General features: G+C 60.7%; 10 protein-coding genes. 6 read left to right on the top strand and 4 right to left on the bottom strand.

The genetic code is table 11. The features are described 5' to 3' along the window. Positions 1–195: 195 nt before the first annotated feature. Positions 196–1,968, bottom strand: a complete 1,773-nt coding sequence (locus VGG64_06865; GenBank protein ID HEY1599305.1) for a hypothetical protein — start codon at positions 1,966–1,968, stop codon at positions 196–198. A 403-nt stretch (positions 1,969–2,371) separates the two neighbouring features. Between VGG64_06865 and VGG64_06860 the strand changes: the two genes are divergently transcribed. The 6 genes from VGG64_06860 (at position 2,372) to VGG64_06835 (ending at position 13,999) form a co-directional block, all read left to right on the top strand. Further along, positions 2,372–5,593 (top strand): efflux RND transporter permease subunit, encoded by a 3,222-nt coding sequence (locus VGG64_06860; GenBank protein ID HEY1599304.1) that lies wholly within the window; start codon positions 2,372–2,374, stop codon positions 5,591–5,593. Then, on the top strand, positions 5,574–6,968 hold the full coding sequence (locus VGG64_06855) for an efflux RND transporter periplasmic adaptor subunit (protein HEY1599303.1): 1,395 nt from the start codon (positions 5,574–5,576) through the stop codon (positions 6,966–6,968). Before VGG64_06860 ends, VGG64_06855 begins: the two co-directional genes overlap by 20 nt. A 190-nt stretch (positions 6,969–7,158) precedes the next feature. Continuing rightward, positions 7,159–9,240, top strand: coding sequence for a tetratricopeptide repeat protein (locus VGG64_06850; GenBank protein HEY1599302.1), 2,082 nt, complete (start codon positions 7,159–7,161; stop codon positions 9,238–9,240). 174 nt (positions 9,241–9,414) lie between these two features. Next, the gene (locus VGG64_06845; protein ID HEY1599301.1) at positions 9,415–10,920 is read left to right on the top strand and encodes a sulfatase; all 1,506 of its coding nucleotides are present in this window, start codon (positions 9,415–9,417) and stop codon (positions 10,918–10,920) included. Positions 10,921–11,048: 128 nt separating this feature from the next. Continuing rightward, complete coding sequence (locus VGG64_06840) at positions 11,049–12,104, top strand: serine hydrolase (GenBank protein ID HEY1599300.1); 1,056 nt, start codon at positions 11,049–11,051, stop codon at positions 12,102–12,104. After that, positions 12,101–13,999 carry a DUF5060 domain-containing protein gene (locus tag VGG64_06835; GenBank protein HEY1599299.1) on the top strand — a complete coding sequence of 633 codons (1,899 nt, stop codon included), beginning with the start codon at positions 12,101–12,103 and terminating at the stop codon, positions 13,997–13,999. Before VGG64_06840 ends, VGG64_06835 begins: the two co-directional genes overlap by 4 nt. Positions 14,000–14,121: 122 nt before the next feature. Here the strand turns inward: VGG64_06835 and pyk are convergent, their stop codons facing one another. The 3 genes from pyk to VGG64_06820 all read right to left on the bottom strand — a co-directional run bounded on the left by pyk (position 14,122) and on the right by VGG64_06820 (position 17,528). After that, positions 14,122–15,576, bottom strand: coding sequence for a pyruvate kinase (pyk, locus tag VGG64_06830; protein ID HEY1599298.1), 1,455 nt, complete (start codon positions 15,574–15,576; stop codon positions 14,122–14,124). A gap of 301 nt (positions 15,577–15,877) precedes the next feature. Beyond that, positions 15,878–17,074: a DUF1559 domain-containing protein gene (locus tag VGG64_06825; protein ID HEY1599297.1), complete on the bottom strand. Its 1,197-nt coding sequence runs from the start codon at positions 17,072–17,074 to the stop codon at positions 15,878–15,880. 10 nt (positions 17,075–17,084) lie between these two features. Continuing rightward, complete coding sequence (locus VGG64_06820; protein ID HEY1599296.1) at positions 17,085–17,528, bottom strand: hypothetical protein; 444 nt, start codon at positions 17,526–17,528, stop codon at positions 17,085–17,087. Positions 17,529–17,531: the final 3 nt, after the last annotated feature.

Genomic DNA, 17,531 nt, shown 5'->3' with positions numbered 1-17,531 from the left:
CCATTGCCATTGTCCGTCCGTCAAATCGCTGGGATAATTCGCACTCATTGTTACGGCTCCGTCTTCCTTGACTTGAGAACCAAGAGGGCGGAGTCGTAACGTTTTTCATCGATTCAGGCAATTTGAAGACTTGTTCTTAGTCCGTCGTGCAGACGCCGAGGCAATCATTGCGCGGCGCCATCGGGCTGTGCCGTTTTATTGGATTGGCACGTTGGGTAGCGCCGGCCCACGGTACGAATCGACAGGCTCCAACGGACCGAGCGGACGGACACAGGCCAGTTGTTCGGCCGGAAAGCCCAGCGCGTAATACAGGCGGAATTGCGCCTGGTTGGCCTCGGCCACGGTGCGGTAATAGTTCACATACGCTTGCTGCAACTGCTGTAGCGCCGCGACTACTTCCTGTGGCCGATTGATCAGCGTCAACACGTCGCCAAATCTCTGGGTTTGGCCGAGCCCCTTGAGGTTGCCGGTATACGTGACCAGCGATTTTTGCAGACCGGTTTCCGCCTGCGTGACGCGGATAGTGGCCGAATCGACATCGGCCTTGGCTTGCGCGACTTCGGCCGCCACGTGGTCTTGAACGTTGAACAGTTCGATCGTCGCCAACTGCACCTCGCCGCGCTGTTCGCGGACTTTGGCCGCGTAGCCAAACCCAAGGTTGTCCAACTGCCAGATGGCCTGCGCACTGACGTCACCGCGGCCGGCCCATTGATCCAGGCTATTGCCGGAACCCGTGCCGAAAATGCCACCCTGAAAATAAAAGTCCGGCGTCCCATTGCCTGTGATGAGGATACTGGGCGTTAGCGGGCGGAGCCTTTCTTTCTTCAGACGTATCAAAGTCGCACGCACGAGCGCGCGATTCGAAGCCAATTCCGGCCGGTTGCTGAGTCCGACGACGATCAGATCGTCGACGTGCCAATCCGGCGAAACAATCGTGACTTGTAAATGATCTGGCTCCAGAGGCACAATGACGGCCCCCGGGTCCAACCGTAGCACGCGAGTCAACGTGGCGCTAGTCACGCGCCATTGCTGGCGCGCCACCTGCACGGATTGTTCCAACTCGGCGTGCAGGGTCTGCGCGCGATCGATTTCGTCCGGTGCTACCAGGCCCCCAGCCAAGGATTGCACGCGCCGCACCAGGTCCACGGCTTTGACATCGGCATCAGTCATCGCCGCGTACGTGCCACGCGACAATTGCACTTGGAAATACGACTCGGCCGTCGCCCGCAGCATTTCGTTGCGAGCGGTTTGGGTATCTATGCGTCGCGAGGCGAGTACCTGCCGCGCAGCCAACGGCTCGAATATCGCATCCGTCGTGGCGACGCGCAACACCGCACTGCCGCCGGCGATGAACGAGTTCGTGTTCTCGACCAGCAGATTGCCCGACGTATCTTGCAGTCCGCCGGTATGCCGAATGTAATCCGTGCCTACATTCGCGCTGGGTAACCACAGAACGCTGGCTTTCTGAGCCTGCGCAGCGGCAATCTGCACGCGCGCTTGCGCCGCGGCGATCATCAGCGGCCGTCCGTTCGAGAGGCGCAAGGCCGTGGCCAGGTTGATTGGCAGCGGACGATCAGTGGGGCCCACAGCACCCGGCGGCAGGCTGCCCACGGCACCGCTATCCGACATCGTTGGCGCCGGCAAAAGCGCGCCGCGCACTTGGGGCAGGCGTGTCATGGGCACGGCAAATTGTTCAGTGCGAACCCCTGACTGTGCGGGGGGCTGCGCCGGCCTCGGTGCTGGCGCGGCTGCCGGGGGGCCGAGCGGGGGCCTGGGCACAGCCTCGGCGGGAATGCGCGGCGGCGCCTGAGTCACAACCTGGGCCAGGGCGCCGACCGGGATGCGTGCCATGCCAACGAGAGCTAGCGTCGCCAGCGCCACCTGCCGCCAGAGACGGAACTTGGGCACTCGCCAGACCGATAGGCACGGCAGCCTCGCCTCGCAGCGTTTCGAGGCGGTCTCTGCCATTAGGGAACCTTTACACGTGCCTGCTACGACAGGATCGCCTTCCGAAAAACGAGGGGGGGCGGTCAGACCGGTTATGCGGCCTGTGCTGTTGGAATCGGAAGTTGCGCGCGTGCCGCTTGAGCCGATAAAAGCAGGCGATACGACACGACTTTTCGGTATTTCCGGCCCATCTTACCCGGTCTCGCGACGCGGCCCTTAGGTGCGTGTTACGTTCCTAAGGCCCTGCACATGAAGTGCTTCCGGCCGTAGCGCCTTGCGCATCGAGCGTGAGCATTGCTCGCGCGCGATTGTTGAGGCCCTGCGTGCGCGCCGATACTGCCTGCTGCCTGCCATCCGTTGCCTGCCCCAAATGCGGCCCCCCGCTGCCGCGAGAGATACCTGCCGGTCGAGAAAGGTCTGTTGCGTGAATCCCGTCTTCTTTGCGATGAAGCACCCGGTCACCACACTGATGCTGGTGGTGGGACTGATTTGCGGTGGTGCGATGGCGCTCAATCGCATGCGCGTGGATATCTTTCCACCGCTCAACGAGCCGCGCATTTACGTCTTCTTGCAGTACGGCGGCATGAGCCCTGCGCAGATGGAGGGCTTGATCGTCAACCAGTTCGAATTGCTGTTCCAGTACGTCGATGGCGTCAAGGACATCGAGTCGCACAGCATTCAGCAGGTGGCACTGATCAAACTGTCGTTCTTTCCCGGAACGGACATGGGCTCGGCCGAAGGCGAAGTCGTGGCCATGGCCAATCGCGCCATGGCACGCATGCCTCCAGGCACCTTGCCTCCCATGATCATGCGCATGGACGAAGGCAGCGTGCCGGTCGGCTACCTCGTGCTGACAAGCGAGAAAACGCCGCTGGGGCTCGTCGGCGATATTGCCCAGAACATCATCCGACCACTGGTGCAATCCAACGTGCCAGGCACGGTCGCGGTCTCGCCGTTTGGTCCGAACGTCCGCACCATCCTGGTGAACATCGATCCCCAGAAGCTGCAAAGCTACAACCTGAAGCCGCAGGATATCGTCAATTCGTTGATGGCCGGCAATGCGATCGTGCCGGCGGGCAATTTATATATCAAAGACCAGATGCCGTTGGTGCCAAACAACGCACTGGTCGACGACATCCAGGACATTGGCAAGATTCCGGTGCGGCTGGGCCGCAATTTGTACATCCGTGACGTCGCCAACATCCAGGACAGCACCGACGTCAACTACGGCTACGCGCTAGTCGATGGGCACAAGTCTGTGTACTTGCCCATCATCAAGAAGGACACGGCCTCGACGTTGACTGTCGTCGCCGACATCTACAAGTCCATGCAGATCTTCAAGGACGCGGTGCCGGAAGACGTGCAGGTGCGTTTCGAGTTTGACGAATCGCCAACTGTCCGGGCGGCCATCAAGAGCGTCGTCACCGAAGGGTTCATCGGCGCCGCATTGACCGGCTTGATGATCCTGCTCTTTCTCCGCGACTTGCGTAGCGTGGTCGTGGTCGTGCTCAACATTCCGTTGGCGTTGACCGGGTCACTGGCCGGACTGTGGCTGACCGGCAATACGATCAACATTATGTCGTTGGGCGGCATGGCGCTGTCGATCGGCATGCTCGTCGACGAGGCCACGGTTTCGATCGAAAATATTCACGTCCAAATGACTAAAACAAAACGGCTGGCGCGGGCCGTGGAGCGCGGTAGCGTGCAGACCGCAGTACCGCGTTTGCTAGCGATGTTGTGCATTCTGTCGGTTTTCATTCCGGCCTTCGTAATGAAAGACCCGATGCGCGCCCTGTTCATGCCGCTAGCAATCGCTGTCGGCTTCGCCATGATCTCGTCGTACCTGCTATCGAGCACCTTGGTGCCGATCGTTTGCGTGTGGCTGCTCAAACCGCATGAGCACGACGAGTCGGAAAAAGAGGGCCTGTTCGACCGCGTTCAGGCTAAGTTCCAAACCGTCGTGACGTTGCTCGTGGCCTGGCGACGCTGGATTGTGATTGGCTATTTCGCCGCCTGCGGCCTGGTGTTGTCGCTGGGTGGAATGCAATTGGGCACCGAGTTGTTTCCGCAGATCGACTCGGGCGAGTTCGTGCTGCGCTACCGGCCCCCTTCCGGATCGAACTTCGAGATCACCCGTCAGATGGGGGTCAAGATTCTGCAAATCATGCAAGAAGAAGTCGGCGCCGAGAACATCGACATCTGCCTGGGCTACGCCGGCCAGATCGCGCCCAACTTCGGCATGAACAACATCGTGCTCTTCATGCGCGGTCCTGACGACGGTTGGCTGCGTGTCAAGTTTCGCGAGGAAGGCGGGATTAAACTGGACGCCTTCCGCGAAAAAATGCGCAAAATCCTCCCTGAGCGGATCGCGCCGTTCATGAACAAACTGTTGCTTGAGTATGGCGTGCCACCTGAGGTCGCGGCCCATCGAGCCAAAACATGCACCTTCGGCTTCGAGCCAGGGGATATTGTCAGCGAGGTGATGAGCTTTGGGTCGCCGACGCCGATCGAAATTGTCGTGGCCAGCCCTAACATTCCCGATGCCGTGAAGCATGCCGATCGGATTCGCGCCGAGATGCGGAAGATACCCTGGCTGCGCGATGTGCAATTCAACGAGTCGCTGGATTATCCCTCGGTCGAAATCGACATCGACCGAGAGAAGGCCGGACTTTCGGGCGTGACGGCGCAACAGGTTGGCAACGCGGCCATCGTGGCTACTTCATCCAGCCGGTTCATTGCGCTGAACTATTGGCAAAATCCCAAGACGGGCTTTGACTACCAGGTGGAAGTCCTGGTGCCGACGCAGCAGATGACCTCGTCAGACCAGGTGGCGACCCTGCCGATCGAACAAGTAACCGACTCTGTCAACTTGATGGTGCGCGACGTAGCCAGTATTCACGAAACCACCATGATGGAGCAGATCGATCGCATTTCGTCGCAACGCTACGTGAGCATCACGGCCAATGTCGAGGGAGAAGACATGGGCCGGGCGTCGCGACAGGTCTCGGCAGCGATCAAGGCGGCCGGCACGCCTCCGCGCGGTGTTCGTGTGATGACGCGCGGCCAGTTCCCGCCGATGGTCGAGATGTTCACCGGTTTGGCCAGCGGTTTGTGCATTGCTGTGGTGGTGATCCTGATCTTGCTCACGGCGTATTTCGAATCGCCACGATTGGCGCTGATCTCGATCAGCGCCGTCCCCGGCGTTTTGTCGGGTGTGATCCTCATGCTGTTGATGACGCGCACGACGTTGAATCTCGAGTCGTTCATGGGCACCATCATGTGCATCGGCGTATCGGTCTCGAACTCGGTGATGCTCGTGACATTTGTCCACGAGCATTGGCGCGGCGGGCTGTCCTCGGTCGATGCCGCGGTGCGCGGCGCCACCGAACGACTGCGACCGATTATCATGACGGCCTGCGCCATGACCGTGGGCATGGTGCCGATGTCGCTCGCCTTAGAGGCCGGCAGCCAAATGCAGGCCCCCTTGGGCCGGGCGGTGATCGGCGGACTTGTCTGTTCGACCATTGCCACGTTGTTGATTGTTCCTTCGATCTTTGTGGTTGTCATGGGCCGCTTGACGCCGCATTCGTTGTCCGTACACCCCGATGACCCGGAAAGCCCGCACTATGATCCGGAAGCAAAATGACCTCGCCTTGCTGCTGATGCTGCTCACGATCGGTTGCGCCAAAAAAGCGCCCGACGCCACGCCCACCGTCAGCGACATTCCCTCGGTCCATCTCGTCAAGCCCGAGAAGCGCGATCTGACGCGCCAGGTTGGACAGCCGTCGTTCATTGATTCGTATGAACAGACGGCGATTTATGCCAAGCTGCCAGGCTACGTGCTGAAATGGAACGTGGATATCGGGGATCGCACCAAGAAAGATGAGCTGCTGGCGACGCTGTTCATCCCCGAGTTGGAACAGGAATACAACCTGAAGAAGGCCCAAGTCGTAATGGACCAGGCCCTCATCGCGCAAGCGAACAAGCTGGTCGACGTGGCCGATGGCAATCTCAAGGCGGCGGTGGCCAAGGTGTCTGAGACCCAAGCCGACGTCGGCAAGTTCGAGGCGCTCGTCAGGCGTTGGGATTCCGAGGTCGACCGACAAGCCACGATGGTGGCCGAGCGGGTCATCGATCAGCAAATCCTCGGCGAGTCGCGCCGGCAACTAGAATCGAGCCGCGCGTCGAAGGATGCCGCCGATGCGGCCGTAAAAACCGCCGAAGCTCTGCAGCTCGCCCGGGGCGCCGACTTGGACAAGTCCAAGGTCGACGTCGACGTCGCCCTGGCTCGGCTGAAGGTCGCCGATGCCGATGAAAAACGCGTGGGCGCCCTCTATGGATACACCAAGCTCACGGCGCCCTACGACAGTATCGTCGTGTTGCGTAACGCCAATACAGGCGACTTCGTGCTGCCGGCTACCGGCGATCCATCGGCATCGGGCCGCTCGCCCGATCAAGCGGCCAGCCGCGCCACTCCGATTTACGTCTTGGCCAGAACGGACATCGTGCGGATCTACGTCGACGTCCCCGAATCCGAAGCGAACTACATCGTCAGCGAGGTCGACAGCAAAGCGGGCGACGACCGCCCAGTCACCAAGGCCACGGTACGTGTGGCGGCGTTTCAAAATGACGATATCCCCGCGACCGTGACCAGATCGTCGTGGGCCTTGAACATGAAAAGCCGCACATTGCGGGCTGAAATCGATCTGTCGAATCCCAACGCCAAGTTGCTGCCGGGAATGTACGCCTATGGCACGGTGGTCATCGAGCGGCCGGGCGCGCTCGCCATACCGCAAGCGACCGTCGTCGAACTAGGCAATCAGATTTCTTGCTACCTGTACGAAAACGGCAAGTCGATCAAGACCGCCGTACAAACCGGACTACGCGCCGACGGCTGGATCCAGGTGCTGAAAAAGAAGCAGGATGGTGCGTGGGTCGACTTCACTGGGCAAGAGGACGTGATCCAGTGCGATCTGTCTGAGTTGAACGACGCGGGGGACGTCAAGGTCGTGGAAAAGTAAAGGCCCCCACCGCGCCGCCATGTGTTGCTCGCGCAGCCATGCGGCACCATTGGCAATCCTGATCGTCGCCGGCGCGCGACATGCCACCGCCCTACATGGTCCTAAGGCGGGGACTTCATCGAATCGACCATGCGGGGTATCGTGGCCATAAGCGGAGTAGCCGAAACCGTTTTTGCGTCAGAAAGAGTCTATGGCCACAATCTTGGAAGCGCTCTCGATAGCGCTCCAACATCACCTGGCCGGGCGTCGAGCCGAGGCCGAGCAGCTTTATCGGCAGGTTCTCGACGCCGACCCGGATCAGCCCGACGCGTTGCACCTGCTGGGAGTGCTATCGCACGAATCGGGCCAACACGAGCGGGCCGTCGAATATATTTCGCGCGCCATTGGCCTCCGTGCCACCGCGGCCCCTTTCTACATCAATCTCGGTAATGCCCTGCAATCGCTCGGCCATGGGGACGAAGCGGCCGCCAGCTACCAGCGCGCGCTTGCGCTTCAGCCCGACTTGGTCGAGGCGCATAGCAACCTGGGAAACCTCTATAAGGCGCAGGGAAAGGTGGACGACGCAGTGGCTTGCTACCGTCGGGCCTTGCAACTGCGGCCTGAATTCGCAGAGGCGCATAACAACCTGGGCAACGCATTCAAAATCCAAGCCAAGCTCGACGATGCGGTAGCTTGTTACCGCCGCGCGCTGGCAATCAAACCAGCCTATGCCGAGGCGCACAACAATCTCGGTGTCACCCTGTACACTCAAGGCAAGCTGGCCGAGGCCGAGGCTTGCTATCGCCAGGCGCTCGCCCTTCAACCTGACTACGTCGACGCACTTTACAACCTGGCGGATTGCCTCAAATCACAAGGGCGCCAGCAGGAAGCGATCGCCTGCTACCGCCGGGCCGTCGCAATCAAACCGGACTTTGCCGAGGCACACAGCAACTTGGGCAACACCTTGCGCGAACAGGGACAGTTGCCGGAAGCAGTCGATTGCTTTCATCGCGCCTTGCAGATCAAGCCGGACTTCGCCGAGGCGCATAACAACTTGGGAAATGTCTTGCGGGACCAAGACCGGCTCCAGGAAGCGGCGGCCTGCTACCGGCGCGTCTTGGAACTGCGCCCCGAATTCACCGAAGCAAAAGTGAATCTCGGCGGCATGCACGAGCAACTGGGCGAGCTGTCTGCGGCGGAACAGGCATTCCGCGCCGCCCGTGAATTGCAACCCACCTCCCCGCTGCCCCACGCCCGCCTGGCAACTTTGCTGCGTGGCCGCTTGCCGGACGCGGATCGCACGGATCTAGAGAATCTATTGGCTGGTTTGCAGCTCTCTGATGATTCGCGCGCTGAATTGTCGTTTGCCTTGGCACATGTCTACGATGCTCAGAACAAGTACGAACGCGCTGCGGATTTGGCGCAACAGGCCAATGCTCTGCGACGGAATTCACGTCCTGATCACGCCGCCTATCGCCCGGCCGACCATGCGCAATTCGTCGACCATATCATGCGGACCTTCGATCGACCGTTCTTCGCTCGCATGGCCGGCGCGGGGCTCGATACTGGCCGGCCCGTGTTCATCGTTGGGCTGCCACGCTCGGGCACAACCTTGCTAGAACAAGTATTGGCCAGCCATTCACAGATTCACGGCGCCGGAGAACTGCGTTTGGCGCAAGAGACGCTCGACGCGGTGCCTTCGCTTCTCTGTCGCCAGGAGCTGCCGCTGGACTGTGTCGAACATCTCAATGCGCCGGGCTTGCGGCTGCTAGCAGGGCATTACTTAGAGCGACTCGGCGCACTCGACGGCGGTCGTGCTAAACGCGTGGTCGACAAAATGCCCGAGAATTACCTGCACCTGGGGCTCATCGCGACGATGTTCCCCAACAGCGTGATCATCCATTGCCGCCGCGAGCTGCGCGACGTGGCGGTCTCGTGCTGGATGACCGATTTTGTCGACGTCCGTTGGGCCAACGATTTCGGGGACATCGCCTCGCGCTTTAGGCAATATCTCCGCATCATGGAACATTGGCGTGCCACGTTACCCGTGACGATTCATGAAGTCGACTACGAAGACGCGGTCGCTGATCTCGAGCCCGTGGCGCGCCGGTTGTTGACTGCCTGCGGCGTTGATTGGGAACCGGCTTGTCTGGCGTTTCATCGCACGCAACGACCGATCCGCACTGCCAGTAGCACCCAGGTCCGCGAGCCGATCTACACGCGCTCGGTAGCGCGTTGGAGACATTATGAGCGCGAGCTGGCCGCGTTGTTCGCGGCTCTGCCGCACGCGTGACGGCCTGAGATGGTGCCTGCCCGCAGGTTCTGATGTTCCGTACGTCGCTTCGCGATCTGATCGCGCTTCGTGCGGGATCTGTCGGCCAACTCGACGCGGCACCGCGGCGAGGTCATAATTGTGCGACTCGGCTCGACGGGTCTCGCAGAACTCAGCCCCTGGCAGCTCTCCGCCATGTCGGACTTTCGCCTGTTATCATGCCTGCTTTTGTCGTTGGTCCTAACGCCGCCCCCTTGCAGCGCGGACGACACTCATCCGCAGCGCCCCAATATTCTCTTTATGATCGCCGATGATTGGGGCTGGCAGCATGCCGGTGCGTCTGGCTGCACATGGGTCAAAACGCCTACGTTCGACCGGATGGCACGCGAGGGCGTGCTATTCAGAAACTGCTTCACGAACAATCCAAAGTGCAGTCCCTGTCGCGCAAGTATCCTGACAGGCCGTAGTACCTGGCAGTTGGAAGAAGCGAGTTGCCATTTTGGGCTGTTCCCTTCCAAATTCGCGGTTTATCCCTCGCTGCTCGAAGAGGCCGGTTATCACGTGGGCTGCACCGGCAAAGGCTGGGGGCCCGGTGATTGGAAGCACGGCGGCTTCGCACACAACCCGGCCGGCCACGAATACAACCGCCGCCAGCTTACGCCCCCGCTAAAAAATGTTTCGAACCGCGACCTGGCCAAAAATTTTGCTGATTTTCTGGCCGAACGGAAAGCAGGGCAACCGTTCTGCTTCTGGCTCGGGACCACTGAGCCCCATCGCGCCTACGATCGTGATGCGGGCCTGCGCGCTGGACGACAACCGAGCGATGCCGTCGTCCCGGCGTATTTGCCTGACGACGATATCGTGCGACGCGATCTGCTGGATTACGCGCTAGAAGTCGAATGGGGCGACGAGCAGTTCGGACGCGCGATCGCGGTGCTCGAGGCGGCGGGCGAATTAGATAACACGCTGATTGTGATCACGTCGGATCACGGCATGCCCTTCCCGCGCGTCAAAGGACAAATCTACGAAGATGGGTTTCACCTGCCGCTGGCCATTCGCTGGGGCAAACGTGTGCCGGCCGGCCGCGTGATCGACGACTTTATCAATGTGCGCGATTTCGCTCCCACCTTCCTGGCAGCAGCCGGATTGCCGCCATCGTCGCAGATGAGCGGCCGTAGTTTTTTGGAGACTCTCACTTCAGATAAATCCGGCCTGGTCGATCCACAGCGGACCGTGATGCTGATCGGCAAGGAGCGGCACGATCTGGGCCGACCTCATGACGAGGGCTATCCGGTCCGCGCCATTCGCACACCCGAATATTTGTTTGTCCACAATTTCGAGCCCGACCGTTGGCCCGCCTGTAATCCCGAGACGGGGCTTGGCAACTGCGACGACGGACCGACCAAGACGCTCTTGGTCGAAACGCGTGGACGCTACTACGACCTGGCATTCGGCAAACGTCCGGCCGAGGAGTTGTATCGCGTCGCCGACGATCCGGCATGCCTGCACAACCTTGCCACGGATCCAAAGCATCAAGACGCGTTGCGCGCGCTGCGAAGCCGGCTGGAAACGATGCTCCGCGCCGAAGAGGATCCTCGCACGCTGGGGCAGGGAGCGATCTTCGACGCCTACAAGTACCTTGGCGATCGCAAGAACAAAGGTTATGACGAGTGGCTCGCGACGCAGCCCGCTAAGCAATGATCGCTTCGCCTGGTGGCTGTGAAAAGCTGCCCGAGCTTCCCTCTCTCGGACCGACAAGCACGATTTCGTCAATGAGAGCTCCTTCAATGAATATTTATCGTCAACGAGTCCGTCCGCGAACTTTCGCAATGGCGTTACTCATCTGCTCCGCCCAACTTTCTTGCCTGAGTGTGGAGGTCAGCGGCGCGGAAACCGTTTTCCCCGCAGAACATTGGCAGACAAAGGCACCGGCCGAGTTGGGGCTCTCTGCTGCTCTCCTCGATGAAGTGGCCACGGCACTTGGCAGTCGCGGCTGCGTCATCAAAGATGGTTACGTCGTCAAGACCTGGGGTTCGCAATCGGAGAAGTCCGACGTTTTCTCGTCGGCCAAGCCGGTGCTCAGCACGCTGCTGTTTTTCGCCATCCAGGAGGGCAAGGTCCGCAGCGTCGATCAGCCGATTGCCGACTTCGGCTGGGACCTGCTCCCCAAAGATCGCACGATGAAGTTCCGGCACCTGGCCAGCATGACCAGCGGCTATGCTCGCCCCGAAGAGCCCGGCCAGGCGTGGGCCTATAACGACTACGCCATTCAGCTTTATCAGAAGACGTTGTTCGACAAGGTATTCCAAGGCGTGCCGGAAGAGGTCTTTCATGATCCACAACGGTTTGGCGCTCTCGGGCTGGAGGATCGGTTTTCGTTCCGCAAATCCAACCGCCGGATGATTGCCTCGGTCCGCGATTTTGCCCGCATCGCATGGTTGTGGCTAAACCACGGGCGCTGGGGGGACAAACAGCTTTTGCCGGCCGCATACTTTGACGAGTACATGCACCCCAGCGTGCCGAAGGATCTGCCAGTGTCTGTCGATGCAGCGACGAATGATTATCTGGGCATCGGCAGCTACGGCGGCGAGTCGAAGCACGGCAGCAATTTCGGCGCCGGCATTTATGGATTCAATTGGTGGTTCAACGACACCGGTCGCGACCATATGGACCGTCGCACCTGGCCCGACGCCCCGCCAGACGCTTTCATGTCACTTGGGCATCGCGGCAACTGTTCGCTGATCATCCCCAGCCTGAAGCTGGTCGTCGTGGCGGCCGAGGCGGATTGGGGGCAAATCGAACCGGGCAAGTCCGACTGCGTGATGAACGAGCGGCTGAAACTGATCGTGGCTGCCGCAACCCCCGCCGCGACGCCCGACCAATGAGAGCATCACGCGCCTTGGTCGCTCGTGAGAAGTTCGCGCAATCCGCCCGGCCGCATCGCAAAGAGGAGAAACCTGTGCTGGTGGCAAGATTCATACTCGCATCGTTATTGTTAACGGCCGGTGCCGCCTCGGCACAGGTCGTCGTCGAGGGAGAGCCGATCGTTTGGTATCCGATCACACTGACCATGCCAGGTCCGCAGGCCGCCGAGACCAATACATCACCCAATCCTTTTCTCGACTTCCGTTTGCAGGCGACATTCGTTGGGCCATCGGGCGAGCGGCTGAGCGTGCCCGGTTTTTTTGATGGCGACGGACAAGGAGGGCCGCAAGGAAACGTATGGCGCGTGCGGTTCACTCCCGCGGCGGCGGGCCGCTGGCAATACACGGCCAGCTTCCGGCAGGGCGCGGGCGTTGCCATTCAACTCGAGCCCGAGGCAGGCGCAGCATGGACCTCGCCCCCGCTGACCGGTACCATCGACGTCGCGCCGCGCGATCCGCAGGCGCCAGGATTCTTAAAATGGGGCGCGCTGCGTTATGTCGGCAAGCACTATCTGAAATTTCAGGACGGCCCCTACTGGCTGCGCGGGGGCACCGACGAGCCCGAGGATTTCCTGGGCTATGTCGGCTTTAACAATACCCCGCCGTCGCACCGCTATGCCGCTCACGTAGAAGATTGGCGCCCCGGAGATCCGGATTGGGCGGACGGCAAAGGGCGCGCAATCATCGGCGCGCTCAACTATTTGGCCGGCCGCCATGTGAACAGCATCTACTTTCTACCGATGAACATCGGCGGCGACGGTAAAAACACCTGGCCTTTTACCAGCCCCCAGGCTCCGCGTGGTAACGCGAGCAATAACAACTTGCATTACGACGTGGGAAAACTGCGCCAATGGGAGATCGTTTTTGGCCATGCCCAGCGCCTGGGTATCTTTCTGCATTTCGTATTCAACGAGGCCGAAGAAGCCAATAAGAAGGAGCTCGACGATGGCGAACTCGGGCCCGAACGCAAGCTGTTTTACCGGGAGATGATCGCCCGCTTCGGCCATCATGTGGCTTTGCAATGGAATCTGTGCGAGGAATACAATCTGCAATTCGATTTTGGGGCCGACCGCGTGCGCGCCTTCGCTGACTATGTTTGCGCCCTCGATCCTTACGACCATCCGGTCACGGTGCACAGCGCGGGGGATCCGGTCGAGAAATTGCGTTTCACCTTTGGCGACCCGCGCTTCTCGATGACGTCGATCCAGTTGAACCAGCGTCCCATCCACGAGGTGACCGAGGCCGTTCGTCGCGCGACAGAGGCGGCCGGCCGGCCGCTGCCCGTCAGCCTGGACGAATTCACGTTGGATCGTGGCCAGCGGGCCTCGCATATTCCTGTCGACGACGCCGAGGGGCACCGCCGCGAGAAGATCTGGCCCACCTATTTCTCGGGCGGCATGATCGAGTTCATCCTTGACGACTTGTTAAAGACCGACAACTTCAAAACGCCCGAGCGCGACAAGCTGTGGCAATACCTGTGGTATGCGCGGCGTTTCATGGAGGAGCAACTTCCGTTTTGGGAAATGGAGCCTGCCGACGAATTGTCGCAAGACGCCGGCACGATTCCGCTCGGCGTCGGACGCGGCAAGTCGATTCCGCTGGGTCCGCAAGTCTTTGCCAAACAGGGCGAGATCTACGCCGTGTATCTGCCGACCGCATCCCCCACAGGCACGTTGGACCTGGCCACTCTCTCTGGCGCGGCCGAGCAACGCTGGTACAACCCGCGCACGGGCCAGTTCGCAGGAGACGCCGTCGCAATAACTGGCGGGGCGAAGCAACCGCTTGGTCCACCACCGGCTGATCCAGAATCAGACTGGGTCGTGCTCATCCGCCGCAAGGATCACAAGGCGCCATGATGCGAGCCCTGGTGATTGCCCAGCACACCAGCTTCCGGCCATGCTGCGTCGTTGCACTCAAGTTCGAGTGCATCACTGAGGGCACTGAACTTAAGAATGCGACCATGCGACGACGGCGATCCCTACGTCATTTCATAAACCATGACGTGGTTGTGACCGGTAATATTGGTCTGAGTTCCGGTCACGAGAATGATGCGGTCGCCGTGGGCCAGCAAACCTTCGCTGCGTCCCCACAGCGCGATTTGCGCAATTAGATCCGGCCGCGAGGAAGCGTGCGTACCGGGCAGCGGGTTCACACCCCAGTACATGCACATCTTGCGCAGCGTGGCGTCGACTGGACTCACACCGACCGTCGGCACATAGTTGCGTTGCTTCGAGAGCGCTAGCGCCGTCGCTCCCGTTTGGCTCACGCACACGATCAACCGGGCGTGTATCTGCTGCGCCATTAAGCCGGCTCCGGCCACTACCGCGGCCGTGATCTGGTGCAGGCCCTCGGCATTCTTGGTCGGCGTAGCGATGCGATGCTCGACCGTGACCGAGGCTTCCTCAGTCACCAAGGCGATACGATTCATCATTTCCACCGCTTCGCGCGGATGCTTGCCGATCGCCGTTTCGCCGGACAGCATGCAGGCATCGGTGCCATCGAAAATAGCGTTGGCCACGTCGCTAGCTTCCGCCCGCGTCGGACGCGACGAATGCTGCATGCTGTCCAGCATCTGGGTCGCGGTTATCACCGGCTTTTGATAGGCATTCGCGAGCGCGATGATCTGTTTTTGCACGACCGGCACCCGGGCCACGTCGATCTCCACCCCCAAGTCGCCGCGGGCAATCATCAGGCCGTCGGCCGCCTGCACGATGGCTGTCAGTTGCTCCAGCGCCTCGGGCTTTTCGATCTTGGCGATCACCTGGCCGTGCGATCCCTTGGATTTCAGCAGGCTCTTCAGCTCGTGTACGTCGGCCGCGTCGCGCACGAAGCTGAGGCCAACAAAGTCCGCGTCGACTTCGGCGGCCCAGGCGGCAAAAGTACGATCGGCATCGGTCAGCGCCGGCGTGCTGAGCTTCACGCCGGGCAGATTCACCCCCTGCCGGCTGCGCACAATGCCAGGCTGCACCACGCGACAGACGGCAGCGTTCGGCTCGCGCGCGATCACGCGCATGACCACGGTGCCGTCGGCCAGCATCACGCGATTATTGGGTTGCAGCTCGTCGACCAATGGCGCGTAAGTAGTCACGAGCTCGTTCGGTTCATTGCCGCGCTGGCCACGCACAAAGCGGAACTCAGCACCCAGTGGGCAATCGAGCAGGTCGCCGGGCAGATCGCCCAAGCGGATCTTGGGTCCGCCTAAATCGACAAGAATTGCGATCGGCCGTTCGAGTTCCCGGCTCACGCGCCTGATGTCTGCCACGCGAGCCGTGTGCTCGGCCACGTCGCCGTGCGCCGTATTCAGGCGAAACACGTCGACGCCGGCCAGCACGAGTTCCGTGAGTCGCTCGGGGCCTTCACAGGCGGGACCGATCGTGGCGACGATTTTCGTTTTGGCTTTCGCATCGGCCTGCCCGGCATTGGCGGTAGACATCATCAGGACCTCGCACGACGTGGGAGTGACACAAAACGGCAGGCAACAATGCGTGCGAGAGATCGATGAGGAACGCTTCGATCGTGGATGCTGCCGCCAATGTACTCGCCAATCGAATGGCGACAAGACGAACACACAGTCCCCAGATCAATACGTCGTCCCAGTTTGACAACGTTACTAAAAAGTCATCGTGCCGTTCCCCTCCATGGATCGATGATGCGCTTGGAGTGCATCGATGCTCGCGGTGCCATCACGACGCAGCGGAAGCGGATTGCCGTGGTACCGTAGCCCACGGCGGCGATCACCAGCCGGCAGCGTCGAGCAACTTGCCATCGGCGCGGTGCCCGAGTTGCTGGAGAACTTGCGCATCGATCGAGTTGGAAAGCACGCGCACGTTGCCATCTCCGAACGCCACATTGGTTAGCGACGGGTGCGAACTGCCAAAGCCGCCTACGAAAAGCAACGACTTCGACCCGGCGGCGCTGGCCTGCGCCTTGGCCTGTACCGCCGGCGTGGCTGAGACGGTTGCCTTCGCCTGCTCGGCGGCATCGCCGACAGGTTCGCTCTGCGTGGGAGGCGCTGCCGGTGTTTCATTACTTTGAGGATCATCCCCGGCATCCGGCTTGTCGCTGCTGTCGGCTTGCGGCGGTTGCGCACCATCTTCAGTCTGAACAGTCCCCTCTTCGTCAGCCTGCGACGGTGGCGGCGCGCCAGGTGCCGCTGCTGCGAAGGCCACTGCCGAGGGAACGGTGCTGTTGAGCGGCGTGCCCGTGTTGCGCAACGCAGCGCGCGTTCCGCTCATCCAGCCCAGATCGTTCCCATCAAGTCGCTTTTCGGCAAGAAAGATCGTATGCGACGAACCGTCGCGAATGTCTTCATAGCGAAGACGACTATTTAGGAAGAAGACACCGTTATTATCAACGTCGATGGGCGCCTCGACGTCGTGGTGCGAACCGGCATAATTGGTGCCGCCAATGCCATTCCACATTTGTCCAGGCTCCGAAGGACATTGCAAAAGCCCAATCGAATGCTGCCGAACCGCGGCGTTCTTCGGCGCATAGACGCTCACGCTCTGATCGATCTGCCGGTAAGCGTTTTCTTCGTCAACGTAGGGCAGGATTTGCACAATCCAGTTGTGGTGATAACCCTTCGGCTCGTTGCGAATCGGGCCTTTGTCGTTAATCGTCCCCGGCGGATAGACCTCGTGTGCCGACTCATAGTTGTGGACCGCGAGGATCAATTGCGCCAGGTTATTGGTGCACATCGATCGTCGGGCAGATTCGCGAGCCGCTTGTACGGCTGGCAACATCATGCTGACCAGGATCCCAATGATCGCGATGACCACCAACAGCTCGACCAAAGTAAAACCGCTCCGCCAAGCCTGGGAACGATGGGCCGTCCGAACCCGGCAATCCAACCAATGAAAGCGCTGCCCGCACGGGTTCGCTGTCGTTCGACGGATGCTGGTCAAGACCATGGCGCGCTGTTGCGTTTTCATAACGACGCTCTCATTGCGAAAGTGTGAAGGACGCTTCACGAGTCTTACGGACCCGGTGCAGTGGATCATCGGGATAATCTGCTTGGACCAGAATCGTTCGCTCTTGGGGCCGATCTTTGAGTGGCTCGACGCGAATCGTGACCGCACCTGCCGAGGCGCCACCCAGCTCGACGGCCGTAATACGCCAAATCTCGCCGGCGTACGTGGATGATTGCTGCAATTGCGCCAGACCGCGTTCCAGGCCGGCCTCGGCCAATCGTTCTGCTTGCAAATGCTGACGTTGCCCGCGCAATTGCCGCTGTTCCATAATCGTCGAACGCAGCATGTTCAAAACCACCACGGCTGCGACCATCAGACAGCACAGCACGGCGATCAGCGCAACACCACGCCGCGCGACGCGCCGCCGGGCGATGCCGCGCTGCGTGGTTCGATGAATTCGGCGTGGCTGGTTCATGCG

The organism is Pirellulales bacterium, assembly GCA_036490175.1.
Lineage (GTDB): Bacteria > Planctomycetota > Planctomycetia > Pirellulales > JACPPG01 > JACPPG01.
This window is presented reverse-complemented; position numbering and strand designations above follow the sequence as displayed.